Annotated in this window: 15 protein-coding genes; 9 read left to right on the top strand and 6 right to left on the bottom strand. The window is 70.1% G+C overall.

Translation table 11 applies throughout. The features are described 5' to 3' along the window. Nucleotides 1–212 precede the first annotated feature (212 nt). The 3 genes from AC6LJ5_RS27675 (at nucleotide 213) to AC6LJ5_RS27665 (ending at nucleotide 3,502) form a co-directional block, all read left to right on the top strand. On the top strand, nucleotides 213–1,376 hold the full coding sequence (locus AC6LJ5_RS27675) for an alpha-hydroxy acid oxidase (protein WP_103271853.1): 1,164 nt from the start codon (nucleotides 213–215) through the stop codon (nucleotides 1,374–1,376). Between the two features lie 80 nt (nucleotides 1,377–1,456). Continuing rightward, a complete protein-coding gene (locus tag AC6LJ5_RS27670; RefSeq protein ID WP_369869741.1) occupies nucleotides 1,457–2,533 on the top strand; it encodes an extracellular solute-binding protein in 1,077 nt (358 codons plus the stop codon). A 135-nt stretch (nucleotides 2,534–2,668) separates the two neighbouring features. Then, nucleotides 2,669–3,502 (top strand): AraC family transcriptional regulator, encoded by an 834-nt coding sequence (locus AC6LJ5_RS27665; RefSeq protein WP_498142185.1) that lies wholly within the window; start codon nucleotides 2,669–2,671, stop codon nucleotides 3,500–3,502. A 38-nt stretch (nucleotides 3,503–3,540) separates the two neighbouring features. On the opposite strand, the gene AC6LJ5_RS27660 is transcribed toward AC6LJ5_RS27665, so the two are convergent. From AC6LJ5_RS27660 to AC6LJ5_RS27640, 5 genes are all read right to left on the bottom strand, one after another. After that, nucleotides 3,541–4,821: an amidohydrolase family protein gene (locus tag AC6LJ5_RS27660; protein ID WP_392411598.1), complete on the bottom strand. Its 1,281-nt coding sequence runs from the start codon at nucleotides 4,819–4,821 to the stop codon at nucleotides 3,541–3,543. A gap of 166 nt (nucleotides 4,822–4,987) precedes the next feature. Beyond that, nucleotides 4,988–5,938: an ABC transporter permease gene (locus tag AC6LJ5_RS27655; RefSeq protein WP_212315394.1), complete on the bottom strand. Its 951-nt coding sequence runs from the start codon at nucleotides 5,936–5,938 to the stop codon at nucleotides 4,988–4,990. Between the two features lie 3 nt (nucleotides 5,939–5,941). Then, nucleotides 5,942–7,015, bottom strand: a complete 1,074-nt coding sequence (locus AC6LJ5_RS27650; protein WP_392411596.1) for an ABC transporter permease — start codon at nucleotides 7,013–7,015, stop codon at nucleotides 5,942–5,944. Between the two features lie 53 nt (nucleotides 7,016–7,068). Continuing rightward, nucleotides 7,069–8,595: an ABC transporter ATP-binding protein gene (locus AC6LJ5_RS27645; protein WP_103271858.1), complete on the bottom strand. Its 1,527-nt coding sequence runs from the start codon at nucleotides 8,593–8,595 to the stop codon at nucleotides 7,069–7,071. Beyond that, the gene (locus AC6LJ5_RS27640; protein WP_392411592.1) at nucleotides 8,592–9,608 is read right to left on the bottom strand and encodes a BMP family protein; all 1,017 of its coding nucleotides are present in this window, start codon (nucleotides 9,606–9,608) and stop codon (nucleotides 8,592–8,594) included. Before AC6LJ5_RS27640 ends, AC6LJ5_RS27645 begins: the two co-directional genes overlap by 4 nt. A 528-nt stretch (nucleotides 9,609–10,136) precedes the next feature. Here AC6LJ5_RS27640 and AC6LJ5_RS27635 point away from each other — a divergent pair. The 6 genes from AC6LJ5_RS27635 (at nucleotide 10,137) to AC6LJ5_RS27610 (ending at nucleotide 14,751) form a co-directional block, all read left to right on the top strand. Further along, nucleotides 10,137–11,048, top strand: coding sequence for a DedA family protein/thiosulfate sulfurtransferase GlpE (locus tag AC6LJ5_RS27635; protein ID WP_103271860.1), 912 nt, complete (start codon nucleotides 10,137–10,139; stop codon nucleotides 11,046–11,048). 131 nt (nucleotides 11,049–11,179) lie between these two features. Next, complete coding sequence (gene panE, locus AC6LJ5_RS27630; protein WP_103271861.1) at nucleotides 11,180–12,106, top strand: 2-dehydropantoate 2-reductase; 927 nt, start codon at nucleotides 11,180–11,182, stop codon at nucleotides 12,104–12,106. A 253-nt stretch (nucleotides 12,107–12,359) separates the two neighbouring features. After that, on the top strand, nucleotides 12,360–12,971 hold the full coding sequence (locus AC6LJ5_RS27625) for an NAD(P)-dependent oxidoreductase (RefSeq protein WP_392411590.1): 612 nt from the start codon (nucleotides 12,360–12,362) through the stop codon (nucleotides 12,969–12,971). Nucleotides 12,972–13,142: 171 nt separating this feature from the next. Continuing rightward, nucleotides 13,143–13,598 carry a nuclear transport factor 2 family protein gene (locus tag AC6LJ5_RS27620; RefSeq protein ID WP_103271863.1) on the top strand — a complete coding sequence of 152 codons (456 nt, stop codon included), beginning with the start codon at nucleotides 13,143–13,145 and terminating at the stop codon, nucleotides 13,596–13,598. Nucleotides 13,599–13,642: 44 nt separating this feature from the next. After that, nucleotides 13,643–14,227 carry a flavin reductase family protein gene (locus AC6LJ5_RS27615; RefSeq protein ID WP_498142184.1) on the top strand — a complete coding sequence of 195 codons (585 nt, stop codon included), beginning with the start codon at nucleotides 13,643–13,645 and terminating at the stop codon, nucleotides 14,225–14,227. Next, nucleotides 14,224–14,751 (top strand): nucleoside 2-deoxyribosyltransferase, encoded by a 528-nt coding sequence (locus tag AC6LJ5_RS27610; protein WP_498142183.1) that lies wholly within the window; start codon nucleotides 14,224–14,226, stop codon nucleotides 14,749–14,751. Before AC6LJ5_RS27615 ends, AC6LJ5_RS27610 begins: the two co-directional genes overlap by 4 nt. 91 nt (nucleotides 14,752–14,842) lie before the next feature. Here the strand turns inward: AC6LJ5_RS27610 and AC6LJ5_RS27605 are convergent, their stop codons facing one another. Further along, nucleotides 14,843–15,991 (bottom strand): pyridoxal phosphate-dependent aminotransferase, encoded by a 1,149-nt coding sequence (locus AC6LJ5_RS27605; protein ID WP_498142186.1) that lies wholly within the window; start codon nucleotides 15,989–15,991, stop codon nucleotides 14,843–14,845. Between the last annotated feature and the right edge of the window lie 5 nt (nucleotides 15,992–15,996).

The raw sequence follows: 15,996 nt of genomic DNA, 5'->3' as shown, positions 1-15,996 counted from the left end.
CACCGGCGCGTATACTGGGCGGCGCCGCCGGGCCGCAGGGCCTTGCTGCACTGCAAGGCCGCCCGCCGCCGGCGGCCCCATTCTTCCAAGAAAAACCAAGGACGCCATGCGATCGGGCCCTTCCCGATGTTCCGCCTCTGCCCGCGCCATGCCGCGCGGCGCGCGCGCATGCGCCGGTTCCGCCGCGCGTCCCGCACTCTACAGACCCAGCCATGACCGCTAAGCTCTCAACGATCACCTGCATCGAAGATTTGCGCGTAGTCGCGAAACGCCGCGTGCCGCGCATGTTCTACGACTACGCCGATTCGGGCGCCTGGACCGAGGGCACCTACCGCGCCAACGAGAGCGATTTCCAGAAGATCAAGCTGCGCCAGCGCGTGGCGGTGAACATGGAAGGACGCTCGCTGCGCACCACGCTGGCCGGCCATGACGTGGCCATGCCGCTGGCCATCGCGCCGACCGGCCTGACCGGCATGCAGCACGCCGACGGCGAGATCCTGGCGGCCAAGGCCGCCGCCGAATTCGGCGTGCCCTTCACGCTGTCCACCATGAGCATCTGCTCGCTGGAAGACGTGGCCGCCGCCACCGGCAAGCCGTTCTGGTTCCAGCTGTACGTGATGCGCGACCGCGAATTCGTCGGCAACCTGATCGACCGCGCCAAGGCCGCCGGCTGCTCGGCGCTGGTGCTGACGCTGGACCTGCAGATCCTGGGTCAGCGCCACAAGGACATCAAGAACGGCCTGTCCACCCCGCCCAAGCCCACGCTGCGCAACCTGATCAACCTGGCGACCAAGCCGCGCTGGTGCATGGGCATGCTGGGCACCAAGCGCCGCACCTTCGGCAACATCGTCGGCCACGCCAAGGGCGTGAGCGACCTGTCCTCGCTGTCCTCCTGGACCGCCGAGCAGTTCGACCCGCGCCTGAGCTGGGACGACGTCGAGTGGATCAAGCAGCGCTGGGGCGGCAAGCTCATCCTCAAGGGCATCCTGGACGTCGAGGACGCCCAGCTGGCCGCCAACAGCGGCGCCGACGCGCTCATCGTCAGCAACCACGGCGGCCGCCAGCTCGACGGCGCCATGTCCTCGATCGCGGCGGTGCCGTCCATCGCCGACGCGGTGGGCTCGAAGATCGAAGTCTGGATGGACGGCGGCGTGCGCTCCGGCCAGGACATCCTCAAGGCCGTGGCGCTGGGCGCGCGCGGCGCCATGATCGGCCGCGCCTTCCTCTACGGCCTGGGCGCCTACGGCCAGGACGGCGTGCGCCGCGTGCTGGAGATCCTTTACAAGGAAATGGACACCACCATGGCCCTGTGCGGCCGCCGCTCGATCGTGCCGGGCGACCGCAGCATCCTGCTGCCGGGCACCTATCCGGTCTGAGGCAGGCCGGGCCCGTCTTTCAGTCGTCGCATTCCCGGCAGTATGCTCCAGCTTCCAGGCAGACCCACTCCGGAGTCACGATGATGAGCAAGAAGCAAGGCGGCCCCGTCCGCCTGGGCAAGGCGTTGCGGCTGCTGGCCGGCGCGGCCATGGCCGTCCTGCTCCCGGCAGTCGCCCCGGCCCAGCAGAAGACGCTGTACGTGGGCATGAATGGCGGCGGCATGGCCGAAGCCTATGCGAAGCACGTGTTTCCGGATTTCGAGCGCGCCCAGGGCGTGCGGATCGAAGTGGTGCCGGGCACGTCGGCCGAGGTGCTGGCCCGCGCCCAGGCGCAGAAGGGCAAGCCCGGCATGCACCTGATGTTCCTGGACGACGGCGTCATGGTGCGGGCCGTCGCCGCCGGCCTGTGCCAGCCGCTCAGGGACGATCCTGTGCTGCGCGAGCTGTACCCCACCGCCGTCCGGCGCGACCGCAAGGCGGTGGGCCTGAACGTCGGCATGACCGGGCTGGGCTACAACACCCGCCTGTTCGCCCGGCAGGGCTGGGCGCCGCCCACGTCCTGGATGGACCTGGCCGACCCCCGGTACAAGGGCAAGGTGGTGATGCAGTCCGCCGCCGCCAGCACCTTCGGCCTGCACGCTTTCCTCATGTTCAACCGCATCCAGGGCGGCACCGATGCAGACACCAATCCCGGCTTTCGCGCCTGGCCCGGCTCGGTCGGCGCCAATGTGCGGGAATACCTGCCTGACTCGGCCCGGCTGGGCGAGCTGATCGAGGCCGACGAGGCCGCGCTGTTTCCGCTGTCCCCCACCGCCGTCATGCGCCTGAAACGCATGGGCGTGCCGGTGGAGTATGCCGCGCCCAAGGAGGGCTCCGCGGTGCTGATGGTGGCCGAGTGCGTGGTGGCCCGCAACAGCGAGCCTGAACTGTCGCAGCAACTGGCGCTGTACCTGCTGTCGGTGCAGGCGCAGGTCAAGGCGCTGGAGACGGGCAGCTTGTTTCCGTCGAACAAGAACGTCTCGCCGCCGCCCGACCACGTCGTGTCGTTCAAGCGCTTTCAGGGCTATATGACCAACGCCAAGATCGTGAACTGGGAGCGCATCAACGCCGATCGTCCCGCGTTCAACGCGCGCTGGAACAAGATGATCGTCCGCTAGCGCGCCGGCAATCCTCGCGGCGCTTCCGTGCCGGAGGGCTGCCGCGCTCCGGCGCCTGGGCGTGTGCCGACCGGCACGCGAAAATCGCAAAATCTGCAAATGGGCCGCCGCTACAGTGCGTTCCAAGGAGACCGCATGAAGCCCGAAACCCTGAACCACTATGGCCAGCGCCTGGAACCCGTCCTGCGCTGGCTGGCGAGCCACCCGGACGCCGACCCGGACCTGTACCGGCTGGCGGACCTGGCCTGCCTGTCGCCGTACCACTTCCATCGCGTCTACCGCGCCTTGATGGGAGAAACGGTGAACGCCACCGTGCAGCGCATCCGCATGCACCGCGCGGCGGTGGCGCTGGGACGGTCCGAGGCTTCCTTGCGCGAGGTGGCGCAGCGCGCCGGCTATGAGTCGGACGCGGCGTTCAACCGGGCATTCGGCGCGACCTTCGGCATTTCGCCGGGGCGCTACCGGGCCGCCCGCTCCCGTCCCTTCGACCCACAGGAGCTAGGCATGTACCCCATCAAGATCGAAACCTTTCCCGGCGCCACGCTGGCGGTCCTGTCGCATCGCGGCAGCTACCAGGAGATCTGCCCGCTGTTCTCGCGCGTCTTCATGCTGGCCGCCAGCCGCGGCCTGGCGCGGCCCGAATCGGTCGGCTACGGCGTGTACCTGGATGATCCCGAGCAGGTGCCGGCCAGCGAGCTGCGCGCCAAGGCCGGCATGTCGGTCGCGCCCGACGCCGACCTGGGCGACGAGCTGGAACGCTTCGAGATCCCGCAAGGCCGCTGCGCCATCCTGACCTATACCGGTCCGTACAACGAGATGGACAAGCCCTACAACTGGATGTTCTCGGAATGGCTGCCCGGCAGCGGCGAGGTGCCGGCGGACTTCCCCATGTTCGAGATGTACATGAACGACCCGCGCACCACGCCGCCGGCGCAATTGCAGACCTGCATCTGCATGCCGTTGAAGTAAGGCGGGACGAAGCCGGGCGCATGCCGCGCCGCATGCGCTCAGCGGGCCGGCGTCTGGAAGCTGACCTGCGCGGGACGGCCCGGCAGGTGCAGCGTGGCGGTGGCCGGCGGGGTTTCGGCGATGACTTCCCCGCCGCGCAGCACCATCAGGCGCGTGGCGCGCAGGCGCAGCGCCTCGACCGCGTCGCGCGCCTGCAGCAGCACCAGGTCGGCGCGCTTGCCCACCGCCAGGCCGGTGTCGTCCAGGCCCAGGATGCGGGCCGGGGTCGTGGTCACGGCCTCGAAACAGGCGCGCATGGCGTCCTGGCCCGTCATCTGCGCCACGTGCAGGCCCATGTGCGCGACCTCCAGCATGTCGCCCGAGCCCAGGCTGTACCAGGGATCCATCACGCAGTCGTGGCCGAAGGCCACCGGCACGCCGGCGGCCAGCAGCTCGGGCACGCGCGTCATGCCGCGGCGCTTGGGATAGCTGTCGTGGCGGCCCTGCAGCGTGATGTTGATGAGCGGGTTGGCGATGGCCGACACGCCGGCCTCGCGCATCAGCGGGATCAGCTTGGACACGTAGTAGTTGTCCATCGAGTGCATGGACGTCAGGTGCGAGCCCGTGACGCGGCCCTGCAGGCCCAGGCGCTGCGCATGGTAGGCAAGGGTCTCGATGTGGCGCGACAGCGGATCGTCGCTTTCATCGCAGTGCATGTCCACGCGCAGGCCGCGCTCGGCGGCCAGCTCGCACAGCAGACGCACCGATTCCGCGCCGTCCTGCATGGTGCGCTCGAAATGCGGAATGCCGCCGACCACGTCCACGCCCATGTCCAGCGCGCGCTTGAGGTTGTCCATCGCGCCGGGGGCGCGCAGCACGCCGTCCTGCGGGAAGGCGACCAGCTGCAGGTCCAGGTAGGGCTTGACCCGCTCGCGCACGTGCAGCAGCGCCTCTACCGCCAGCAGGCGCGGATCGCACACGTCCACATGCGAACGGATCGCCAGCAGGCCGCGCGCCACGGCCCAGTCGCAATAGGCCAGCGCGCGCTCGACCAGCGCTTCCTGCGTCAGCAGCGGCTTGAGTTCGCCCCACAGCGCGATGCCTTCGAGCAGCGTGCCCGACTGGTTCACGCGCGGCAGCCCGAAGGACAGCGTCGAGTCCATGTGGAAGTGCGCGTCCACGAAAGGCGGCGACACCAGCTGGCCGGCCGCGTCGATGGTGCGCGCGGCCTCGGCCTTGAGCGCCGGCTCCAGCGCCGCGATGCGGCCCTGGGCGATGCCGATGTCGATGTCCTGGCGGCCGTCGGGCAGCGTGCAGCGTTTGATGATCAGGTCGAGCATGGTGGTTCCTCGCGGAAGATGTCAGTGGTTCATGGCGCTGCGTTTACCGTCGTCGCATGAACGAAGCGTCGCCCCATCGGGGTCGCACGGAGCCGGCTCTGCCGGTCCGTCGCGACGCCCCCTGGGGGGAAGCGCGCAGCGCTTCGGGGGGGGGCCTACACCCCTTTTAGCGTTCGCCCTTGCGGTAGGGTTTCATCAAGGCCTGCGGGTACGCGGCGCGGCGCGCCATCACCACCAGGGCCAGGATGGAAAGCAGGTACGGCAGCATCAGGTATACCTGATACGGCAGCTCGGGCAGACCCGGCAGCGCAGCCCCGCCCTGCTGCAGGCGCAGCTGCAGCGCGTCGAAGAAGGCGAAGATCAGCGCGCCCAGCAGCGCCTTGCCGGGACGCCACGACGCGAACACCACCAGCGCCACGCAGATCCAGCCACGACCGTTGACCATGTTGAAGAAGAAGGCGTTGAAGGCGGCCAGCGTCAGGAAGCTGCCGGCCACGCCCATCAGCGCCGAGCCGGCGACGATGGCGCCGATGCGCAGGCGGGTGACCGACAGGCCCTGGCCCTCGGCGGCGGCGGGATTCTCGCCCACCATGCGCACGGCCAGACCCACTGGCGTGCGGTTCAGCACCCAGGCCAGCAGCGGCACCGCCGCCAGCGCCAGCAGCGTCATGGGCGTCTGGCCGGCCAGCACCGGGCCGATCACGGGTATGCCGGCCAGGAACTTCATCTCGGCGAAGGGCGTGATCGTGGGCGGCGTGTTCACGCTGGGGAAGGTGACGCGGTAGGCGAAGTAGCTCAGGCTGGTGGCCAGCAGCGTCACGCCCAGCCCCGACACGTGCTGCGACAGGCCCAGCGGCACGGTCAGCACGGCATGCAGCAGGCCGAACACGGCGCCGGCCAGCGCCGCCGCCAGCACGCCGACATACAGCGGCGCGCCCAGGTAGACCACCAGCCAGCCGGTGAAGGCGCCGGCGGCCATGATGCCCTCGATGCCCAGGTTCAGCACGCCGGCGCGCTCGCACAGCAGCACGCCCAGCGTGCCCAGGATGAGCGGCGTGGCCAGGCGCAGCACCGCGACCCAGAACGCCGAAGAACTCAGCAGATCCATCCATTCCATGATTCAGCCCCGATTGCGGCGCAGGCGGTATTGCGCGAACAGCGTCGCCACCAGCATGGCCAGCAGCGAGGTGGCGACGATGACGTCGGCGATGTAGTTGGGCACGGCGATGGCGCGGCTCATGCTGTCGGCGCCGACCAGCATGCCGGCGACGAACACGCTGGCCAGGATCACGCCCAGCGGATGCAGGCCGGCCAGCATGGCGACCACCACGCCCGTGTAGCCGTAGCCCGGCGACATGTCCAGCGTGACGTAGCCGGTGCGGCCCGCCACCTCGATGGCGCCGGCCAGCCCGGCCAGCGCGCCCGACAGCATCGCGGTGCCCAGCATCACGCGGCTGACCGGCAGCCCCAGGAAGCGCGAGGCGTGCGCGTTGGCGCCGACCGCGCGCATCTGGAAGCCGAACACCGTGTAGCGGTTCAGCAGCCACAGGCCCAGCGCCAGGCCGGCCGCCCACAACAGGCCGGTGTGGGCGCGGGTGCGCTCGATCAGCTTGCCCAGCTCCAGGTCGCCGTTCAGCGCCACCGACTGCGGCCAGCCCATGGCCATGGGATCCTTCATGGGACCGTCCAGCATCATGGAGACGAACAGCAGCACGATGAAGTTGCCCAGCAGCGTGGTCACCACCTCGTCCACGCCCAGCCGCGTCTTGAGCAGCGCCGGAATCAGCAGCAGCAGCGCGCCGGCCAGCGCGGCGGCCAGCATCATTCCGGCGAACAGCATGGGCACGGGCAGGTCGAAGCCGGCGCCGTCGTGCAGGCCGCCCACGGCCACGGCCGCCAGCGCGCCCAGGTACAGCTGGCCCTCGGCGCCGATGTTGTAGAAGCGCGCGCGGAAGGCCACCGCGCAGGCCAGGCCGGTCAGCATCAGCGGCGTGGCGCGGGTCAGGGTCTCGGACAGCGCGAAGCGCGAGCCGAAGGCGCCCTCGAACAGCAGCGCATAGGTGCGCCCGACGGGCGCGCCGGCCCAGGCCACCAGCAGCGCGCAGACCGCCAGGGTGAAGAGGATGGCCGCGACGGGAGCCAGCGCCAGCGCGAGGCGGCTGGGCTCGGGGCGGCGTTCCAGGAGTAGTTTCATGCGTATGTTTGCTCGGTGATGGGTGGGAAGCGCGCGCCGGGGCGTGACCGGCCCTAGGCGCGCGTTCCCGTCATGGCCAGGCCCACGCTGGCCGGCGTCCATTGCGCGACCGGCTTGACGTCGACCAGCTTGCCGCCGCACAGCACGGCGATGCGGTCGGCCAGCGCGAAGATCTCTTCCAGGTCCTCGGACACCAGCAGCACGCCGGCGCCGCGCCGGCGGGCCGCCAGCAGCTGCTCGCGCACATAGGCCACGGCGCCGATGTCCAGGCCCCAGGTGGGCTGGTCGGCCACGATGAAGTCCGGCTCGCGGGCCAGCGTGCGGCCCAGGATCAGCTTTTGCATATTGCCGCCGGACAGGCTGCGGGTGCGTACGTCCAGCGAGGCGGCGCGCACGTCGAACTGCCTGGCCAGCGCCTGCGCGTAGGCGCGGCCGGCGCGCGCGCGGATCATGCCCCAGCGCGCGAAGCGCGGGTCGTTCAGGTCTTCGACGATGGCGTTTTCCCAGAGCGGGCTGTCGCCGATCATGCCTTCGCCGTGGCGATCTTCCGGGATGCGGCCGACGCGCGCGGCGGTCCAGCCGGCGGGCGTGCGGGGCGCGGGGGCGCGCTCCGGTCCCAGCCGGATCGCGCCGTCGCTGGGCTGGCGCAGGCCGGTCAGCACCGACACCAGCGCCTGCTGGCCGTTGCCGGCCACGCCGGCGATGGCCACGATCTCGTGCCGGTGCACGGTCAGATCCAGGCTGTCCAGGCGCGTGGCGCCGTCGCGGTCGCGCACCGTCACCTGCGACAGCGCGATCACCGGCGCCGCTTGCTCGGCGGCGGCCACGGCCTCGGCGTGCGGCATGGCGACCTTGCGGCCCACCATCAGTTCGGCGAGTTCGGCCGGCGTGGTGGCGGCGGTTTCGCGCTCGGCCACCAGCCTGCCCTGGCGCAGCACGGCCACGCGCCGCGACACCGCCATGACTTCGTCCAGCTTGTGCGAAATGAAGATGACGGCCAGGCCCTCGTCCACGAAACCGCGCAGCGTGGCGAACAGGCCGTCGACTTCCTGCGGCGTCAGCACGGCGGTGGGCTCGTCCAGGATCAGGACGCGCGCGCCGCGATACAGCGCCTTCAGGATTTCAACGCGCTGCTTCTCGCCCACCGACAGCGTGCCGACGCGCGCGTCGGGATCCACGCCCAGGCCGAAGCGCTGGCCCAGCTCGACCAGCTTGCGGCGGGCCTGGCGCCGCCCGGAAGCCAGCTTCCACAGCGATTCCGTGCCCACCATGATGTTGTCCAGCACGGTCAGGTTGTCGGCCAGCGTGAAGTGCTGGTGCACCATGCCGACCCCCGCGGCCAGCGCCGCGTCGGGCCGGCCTGGCGGCAACGGCTGGCCGAAGACCTCGATGGCGCCGGCGTCGGCCACGTAGTGGCCGAACAGGATCGACACCAGCGTGGACTTGCCGGCGCCGTTCTCGCCCAGCAGGGCCAGCACCTCGCCCTGTCCGAGCGTGAGCGAGATGTCGTCGTTGGCCGTCAGGCTGCCGAAGCGCTTGGTGATCCCCGTCAGTCGCAGGGCGAGCGGCGCCGGGCTCATCGCGCGGAGGACTTGGGTTCTTTGTCGTTGACCTTGACGCTGAAGCTGCCGTCCAGGATGGCCTTCTGTTTGGCTTCCACCTTGGCGATCAGGTCGGCCGGGATCTTGCCGGCGAAGGTGCCCAGCGGCGCCAGCGACGAGCCCTTGTGCTTCATCAGCGAGTACTGGCCGTAGTCGTCGGCCTTGAAGGCGCCGGCCTTGACCTGCTTGAGCGCCGCGTCGATGGTCGGCTCCATGCTCCACAGGGCCGAGGCCACCACGGTCTCGGGGTACTGCGGCTGGGTGTCGATCACGTTGCCGATGGCCAGCTTGCCGCGTTCCTTGGCGGCGTCCGACACGCCGAAGCGCTCGGCGTAGAGCACGTCGGTGCCTTTGTCGATCATGGCGAAGGCGGCTTCCTTGGCCTTCGGGGGATCGAACCAGGAGCCGATGAAGGTGACGGTGAACTCGGCCTTGGGGTTGATCTCGCGCGCGCCTTCGATGAAGGCCTGCATCAGGCGGTTCACTTCGGGAATGGGGTAGCCGCCCACCAGGCCGATCTTGCCGGTCTGGCTCATGCCGGCCGCGATCATGCCGGTCAGGTAGGCCGGCTCCTGGATGTAGTTGTCGAACACCGCGAAGTTGGGCTGCTGCGGCTTGCCCGAGGAACCCATCAGGAAGGCGGTCTGCGGATAGTCCTTGGCGACCTTGCGCGCGGCGGCCTCGACCGCGAAGGCCTCGCCCACCACCAGCTTGTTGCCCTGCTCGGCATACTGGCGCATGACGCGCTCGTAGTCGGCGTTGGTGACGTTCTCGGAGAACGCGTAGTCGATCTCGCCGCGGTCGCGGGCGGCGGTCAGCGCCTTGTGGATGCGCGAGACCCACTGCTGCTCGACCGGCACCGTGTAGATGGCGGCGACCTTGACCTTTTCGGGCGCCTGGGCCTGGACCGTGCCGGCCAGCATCAGCGCGCCGGCGGCGGCGGCCAGCTTGAGCAGGCCGCGGCGGGCGGACGAGGGGAATAGGGAGTTCATGCGTGGGGCTCCTTCGCGGTGATGGACGGGAATGGGGAAAGGACGCGATCGCCGCGCGCGCGGCCCCTCGCCGCCCGATGGCTGCGGCCGCCGGCGGACGAGCCGGGGCGAGCGGGCGGATGCGTGGTGTTGGGATCGGTCATCGGATGGGGCGCAGGCAGGCGCGCCCATCCGAACGGTCGGGTTCGCGGCCTGCCATGGCGAAGCAATTTGTATGCCATGCGGCGTTCCCGCGGCAAGTCGGGGAAACCTGATGGCCGGGCAGGATTATAGGCACGCCGGCGGGGATTGTCGGCACCATCGTGGTGCGGCTTTGCAGGTGGTGGACGGCGGCGCGCTCAAATCCTGGCGCGCCGCGCAATGCAGTGTTCCACCGGCCCGGGCTGGCAAGGCCGCCCGGGCCGCCTAAAATTCCGGCGCGGGCGCGCGCGTCTGGCGCCGCCCCGCTGTGCCGGACCGGGCCCGCCCCTCGCGGGACGGCCAGTCCCTGAACCCGGCCGCGCGCCGCGCGGCCCGTCGGAAGACACGATGCAAGACATACAGTTGCTGCTGGAGCAGTACGGCGCCTGGTTGGTGTTCGGGAACGTCCTGATCGAACAGGCCGGCCTGCCCGTGCCCGCCTATCCCATGCTGATCGCCGCCGGCGCGCTGGCCGGCACGGCCGGCTGGCTGGCGCCGTGGATCGCGGCCACGCTGGCCTGCCTGCTGGCCGACAGCCTCTGGTACCTGGCGGGCCGGCGCTACGGTTCGCGCCTGCTTGGCGTGGTCTGCAAGCTGTCGCTGTCGCAGGATTCCTGCATCCGCCAGACGCAGCGGCTGTACCTGCGCGTCGGCGTGCGCGCGCTGCTGGTGTGCAAGTTCCTGCCGGGCGCGGGCGCGCTGTCCACCGTCATGGCCGGCCTGACGGGCACCGGCTTGCGCCGTTTCCTGCTGTACGACCTGGTCGGCGCGATGATCTGGGCCGGCTCGGCGCTGCTGCTGGGCGGCCTGTTCCATGGCGTGGTCAACGACGTGCTGGACCTGCTGGCGAACTATGGCGCCATGGGCCTGGGCTTGCTGGCCGCGCTGCTGGCGCTGTACATCGTCGTGCGCGCGCTGCGCCGCTGGGTGCTGGTGCGCAAGCTGCGCGTCATCCCGAGGCTGTCGGTCGACGAGCTGATGCGCTGGCGTCAGGACGGCCGCCAGGCGCTGGTGTTCGACGTGCGGCCCGAGGCCCAGCGCGACGCCCAGCGCATTCCCGGCGCCATCGCGGTGGACCTGCGCGCGCCGCTGCCGCCGCTGGAGGCGGACGCGCAGGACGCCGACATCGTGGTCTATTGCGCCTGCCCCAACGAGGTCTCGGCCGCGATGCTGGCCCGGCGGCTGCGCGCCGCCGGCTATCGCCGCACCTGGGCGCTGCGCGGCGGCTACGAGGCCTGGGCGCGCCACGCGCAGCCCTGAACGCCAGCCCGTGATTCCGGTCCGTGATTCCGGTTCGTGGCTTTGGCCCGTGGCTTCGGTCCGGCCGCGGCCGCGCGCATAATGTCCGCGTTCGCCCGCAAGACTTGCGGGCTGCCAGACAGGAGACAGACATGCGCTTGTTGTTCTTGGGCGCCGGCGGCACCGGCGGCTACTTTGGCGGACGCGCGGCCCAGGCCGGCGCGGACGTGACCTTCCTGGTGCGCGAGCCGCGCGCGGCGCGCCTGCGCGCCGAAGGGTTGCGCATCCGCAGCCCGCTGGGCGACGCCGTGGTGCGGCCCAAGCTCGCCACCAGCCAGACGCTGGACGGCGCCTACGACGTGGTGGTGCTGAGCTGCAAGGCCTATGACCTGGCCAGCGCCATCGAGGCGATCCGCCCCGCCGTGGGGCCGGACACGGCGGTGCTGCCCATCATGAACGGCGTGCTGCAATACGAGGTGCTGGACCGCGAGTTCGAGGCGCGGCGCGTGTTGGGCGGGCTGTGCCAGATCAACGCCACCCTGGGGCCGGACGGCGAGGTCGTGCACCTGGGCAAGTTCGCCAGCATCGTGTTCGGCGAACGCGCCGGCCCGGCACGCAGCGCCCGCTGCGAGGCGCTGGCGCAGGCCTTGGCTGGCGGCGAATTCAGCAGTCGCCTGAGCGACAACATCCACCAGGACGTGTGGGAAAAGTACGTATTCCTGACCACGCTGGCGGCCGGCACCTGCCTGATGCGCGGGCCGGTGGGCCGGATCGCCGCCACCGACGACGGCGCCGACATCCTGCGCGCCCTGCTGCGCGAATCGCAGGCCGTGGCGGCCGCGTCCGGGCATGCGGTGCGGCCCGAGGCCGACGCCTCGGTGCTGAAGATCCTGACCGACACCAGCCAGCCCATGACCGCGTCCATGTTCCGCGACCTGAGCCAGGGCTTGCCGGTCGAGGCCGACCACATCGTCGGCGACATGGTGCGCCGCGCCGCCACGTTGGGCGTGGACGCGACCTATCTGCGCGTGGCCTACGCGCATCTGCAGGTCTATCAGGCGCAGCGCGCGGCGGGCTGACGCGGCCGTGGCGGCGCCGCTGTTCAAGCGCCGCCGCCCGGCGCACACTGTAGCCATGCGCCGCGCGCGGTTCGCGGCGCGGGCCGGCGGCGCATTCGCCGGCATTGGTGCGCGGATTGCAAAGAACTCGTCCGTTCCGGTGGGTTTTTCCCATCGATTCGACCGAATAGCATGGTGTTGCCTGAACCGCGGCGGGGCTTACGGACAGTCCGCAAGGCAAGCGCGCCCGGTTCCTACTGACAGGAGCAAGACCATGAAAATCGCATTGATCGGCATCACCGGCCGCGTGGGTTCGCGCGTTGCCGACGAATTGCTCAAGCGCGGCCACCAGGTGACCGGCATCGCCCGCAACCTGGGCGACGTCAATCCCCAGCCCGGCCTGACCGTCAAGCAGGGCGACGCCACCGATCCGCAGGGCCTGACCGCGCTGCTGGCCGGCCACGACGCCGTGGTCAGCGCCTCGCGCTTCGTCTCGTCCGATGCCAAGCCGCTGATCGCAGCGGTGAAGGACGCCGGCGTGCCGCGCCTGCTGGTGGTCGGCGGCGCGGGCAGCCTGCAGGTGGCGCCCGGCAAGATGCTGATCGACACCCCCGAGTTTCCCGACGCCTACAAGCCCGAGGCCCGCGCCGGCGTGGTGTTCCTGGACGCGCTGCGCCAGGAGAAGGTGCTGAACTGGACCTTCCTGTCGCCGTCCGCGCTGTTCGAGCCGGGCGAGCGCACCGGCAAGTTCCGCCTGGGCGATGACGTGCTGCTGGCGGACGACGAGGGCAAGAGCTGGATCTCGATGGAAGACTACGCCATCGCGTTGGCCGACGAGATCGAGACGCCCCGGCATACACGCCGCCGTTTCACCGTCGGATACTGATCCGTTCCGTCCGGGTAGCCCGCCCGGAACGGAGCCGGCCCGCCCAATGGCGGGCCATTGTCGTTTTGACGCCCGATTTTCTCGGGCGCTGGCGGGAAATGGGCCGGGACGCCGTCTTTTATTTGTAAACTGGCGAACCGCCAGCCGGTGTCCTGACTTGAGTCGTTTCGTATGCGTATCCCCTTGAAATCCTTGGCTTTCTGTACGCTGCTGGTCGCCGGCGGACTGGCGCTGTCGCCCGCGTCCGCCGCGCCGCAGTCCAACAAGGAGATCGCGGTGGCCTTTTTCCGCATGATGTTCCTGGACCGCGACGTCGACGAGGCGGTGCGTCTGTACGTGGGCGACAAGTACGTGCAGCACAATCCCTACATGCCCGACGGCGTCGGTCCCACGCAGGATTACTTCCCGGCGTATTTCGAGCAGCATCCGCAGGCCGTCGTCGAGATCAAGCGCGTGATCGCCGAGGGCGAGCTGGTCATGATCCACAACCTGTGGAAGGACACGCCCGAAGACCGCGGCCAGGCCGTGGTGGACATCTTCCGCCTGGAAAACGGCAAGATCGTCGAGCACTGGGACGTGAGCCAGGACATTCCCGAAAACCCCGCCAACAAGAACGGCATGTTCTAGGCGCAGGCGCGTCCCGAGCTGCCGGCGTTCCAAGCGAGTCCAGCGTGTCCCCTGCGCCCGATATCCAGCCCGTCGAGCTGTCCCGTTCCTACCTGCTGCTGAACCACGGCCCCACGGTGCTGGTCACCAGCGCCCACGGCCGTCGGCGCAACGTCATGGCGGCGGCCTGGGCCATGCCGCTGGACTTCAACCCCGCCCGCATGCTGGTGGTGGTGGACAAGAACACCCATACGCGCACGCTGATCGACGCTTCCGGCGAATTCGCGCTGTGCATTCCGTCGCGCGAGCAGGCGCGGGCCACGCTGAAGGTCGGCACGGATTCCGGCCGCGACGAGGATAAGTTCCAGGCCAGCGGCCTGTCCACCTTCCCCGCCAGCAAGATCGGCGCGCCGCTGGTCGCGGGCTGCCTGGGCTGGCTGGAATGCAAGGTGCTGCCCGAGCCGCACAACCAGCAGGCCTACGATCTGTTCATCGGCGAGGTCGTGGCCGCCTGGGCCGCGCCCGATGTGTTCTCGGGCAATCGATGGCATTTCCCTTCCGAGGGCCGCCGCTCGATCCATTACCTGGCCGGCGGTTCGTTCTTCGCCACCGGCGAGGGCTTTTCCGTGTCCGAACCGGAGCCGTCATGAGCGGCGCGCGGCCCGGCGTCTATCTGGCCGGTTTCGACGTGTTCCTGCCGGACGCGGCGGCGCATGGCGAGCGGCTCAAGGCGCTGGCCGCCCGACACGGTTTTGACGGCCTGTTCCCGCTGGACAACCAGACGCCGCCCGGCCTGGCCGGCGCGGCGCTGGCGCAGTGGATCTACCGCGCCAATGTGGCCATGATCCAGCGCGCGGATCTGGTCATGGCCAACCTGAATCCGTTCCGTGGCGCCGAGCCCGACTCGGGCACGGCCTTCGAGGTGGGCTACGCCATCGCCTGCGGCAAGCCGGTATGGGCGTACACCGAGCAGGCGGATTCGCTGATCGCGCAGGTGGCGGTCGGCACGGCGGACACGCCCGCCCGCGCCATCGATGCGCTGGGATACACGGTCGAGGACTTTGGCCTGAATCTCAACCTGATGCTGGCCTGCAGCGCCCGCGTGGTGATTGGCGATGCCGCCGACTGCCTGGCGCGGATGGCGGCCGAGCGCGCGGGACGGCCCGAGGGCTGAACGGTCCGCGCGTCCGCATTTGCGTTGGCGTTGGCGTTGGCGATTGCGTATGCGTGGGTCCGGTCTGGCCGGACCGTGCGAGGCGGCCTCGCTATGTGCGTCGTTGGGTCAAAAAGCGGCGCAGCCGGCTCAACCCTTCTTCCAGGCGTTCAGGGCTGGTGGCATGGCACCAGCGCAGCCATGCCGACGCTTCCGGACCAAAGGCCGCGCCGGGGGCCAGGCCCAGGCCGGTCTGTTCCACCAGTTGTCGTGCGAGCAGCGTGGAGTCGGCGGCGTCCGCCATCCGGAAGAACACATACATGGCGCCGCCGGCATCGGGCGCTTCGATGCCGGGCAAGCCGCGCAGCGCGTCGGTCAGCAGCGTGCGGGTTCGCGCCAGTTGCGCGCGCAGCGCCGCCACCGTGGCCTCGCCGTGTTCCAGGGCCGCCGTCGCCGCCCGCTGCACGGGATCGAAGACGCAGGAACTGTTGTATTCGATCAGCTTGGCCAGATCGTCCGTCAGTGACGCGGGCACGACCATCCAGCCGACGCGCCATCCGGTCATGGACCAGGCCTTGGAGAAACTGTTGACCGAGATGACGCGGTCATCGGGCGCGCAGTGCCTGAGGAAGGACGGCGCTGACGCCAGCGCGGGGTCGTAGAGCAGGCGTTCGTAGACGTCGTCGCAGAGAATCCAGATGCCATGCCGGCGGCAATGCCGCAGGATGGGCGCGATGTCCTCGGCCTCGATGGTCCAGCCCGTGGGGTTGTTGGGCGAGTTGAGCAGCAGCAGGCGCGTGTCGGGTGTGAGCGCCTGCTGCAGCCCGGGCACGTCCAGCGTCCATCGGCCGTCCGTCACCGACAGCGGGTAGCGCTGGATGCGGGCGCCCAGGATGCGGGGAATCTCGGTCAGGTTGGGCCATAGCGGGGTGACGGCGACGACGCGGTCGCCCGGCTCGAGCAGCAGCTGCGCGGCCAGCATGATGCCCGATACCCCTGATCCGCTGACGGCGATGCGTTCCGTGCCGATATCCACGCCGTGCAGCGCGCTCAGGTAGCGGGACAAGGCGTGGCGCAGATAGGGCCGGCCCAGGTTCTCGCCATAGCGGGTTTCGCCCCGCGCCAGCGACAGGCTGGCGGCCTCGCGGATGACGCCCACGGTCGGGCTGTCGGATTCGCCGAACCAGAAGGGCAGCACGTCGGCGCGGTGCATCGCCGCGTTCGCCAGCTGCCGGATCGGCGAGGCCGTCAGCGCCCGCACCGTGG

It is taken from the genome of Achromobacter sp. 1011791174 (assembly GCF_059760925.1).
Note: the sequence above shows the minus strand (reverse complement) of the source record. Positions and strands in the feature narration are given on the sequence as shown.

What these genes read in the sequence shown, in the direction of transcription:
- AC6LJ5_RS27675 (WP_103271853.1), top strand. Translation starts at nt 213, where the DNA reads ATGACCGCTAAGCTCTCAACGATCACCTGCATCGAAGATTTGCGCGTA.
- AC6LJ5_RS27670 (WP_369869741.1), top strand. Translation starts at nt 1,457, where the DNA reads ATGATGAGCAAGAAGCAAGGCGGCCCCGTCCGCCTGGGCAAGGCGTTG.
- AC6LJ5_RS27665 (WP_498142185.1), top strand. Translation starts at nt 2,669, where the DNA reads ATGAAGCCCGAAACCCTGAACCACTATGGCCAGCGCCTGGAACCCGTC.
- AC6LJ5_RS27660 (WP_392411598.1), bottom strand. Translation starts at nt 4,821, where the DNA reads ATGCTCGACCTGATCATCAAACGCTGCACGCTGCCCGACGGCCGCCAG.
- AC6LJ5_RS27655 (WP_212315394.1), bottom strand. Translation starts at nt 5,938, where the DNA reads ATGGAATGGATGGATCTGCTGAGTTCTTCGGCGTTCTGGGTCGCGGTG.
- AC6LJ5_RS27650 (WP_392411596.1), bottom strand. Translation starts at nt 7,015, where the DNA reads ATGAAACTACTCCTGGAACGCCGCCCCGAGCCCAGCCGCCTCGCGCTG.
- AC6LJ5_RS27645 (WP_103271858.1), bottom strand. Translation starts at nt 8,595, where the DNA reads ATGAGCCCGGCGCCGCTCGCCCTGCGACTGACGGGGATCACCAAGCGC.
- AC6LJ5_RS27640 (WP_392411592.1), bottom strand. Translation starts at nt 9,608, where the DNA reads ATGAACTCCCTATTCCCCTCGTCCGCCCGCCGCGGCCTGCTCAAGCTG.
- AC6LJ5_RS27635 (WP_103271860.1), top strand. Translation starts at nt 10,137, where the DNA reads ATGCAAGACATACAGTTGCTGCTGGAGCAGTACGGCGCCTGGTTGGTG.
- panE (WP_103271861.1), top strand. Translation starts at nt 11,180, where the DNA reads ATGCGCTTGTTGTTCTTGGGCGCCGGCGGCACCGGCGGCTACTTTGGC.
- AC6LJ5_RS27625 (WP_392411590.1), top strand. Translation starts at nt 12,360, where the DNA reads ATGAAAATCGCATTGATCGGCATCACCGGCCGCGTGGGTTCGCGCGTT.
- AC6LJ5_RS27620 (WP_103271863.1), top strand. Translation starts at nt 13,143, where the DNA reads ATGCGTATCCCCTTGAAATCCTTGGCTTTCTGTACGCTGCTGGTCGCC.
- AC6LJ5_RS27610 (WP_498142183.1), top strand. Translation starts at nt 14,224, where the DNA reads ATGAGCGGCGCGCGGCCCGGCGTCTATCTGGCCGGTTTCGACGTGTTC.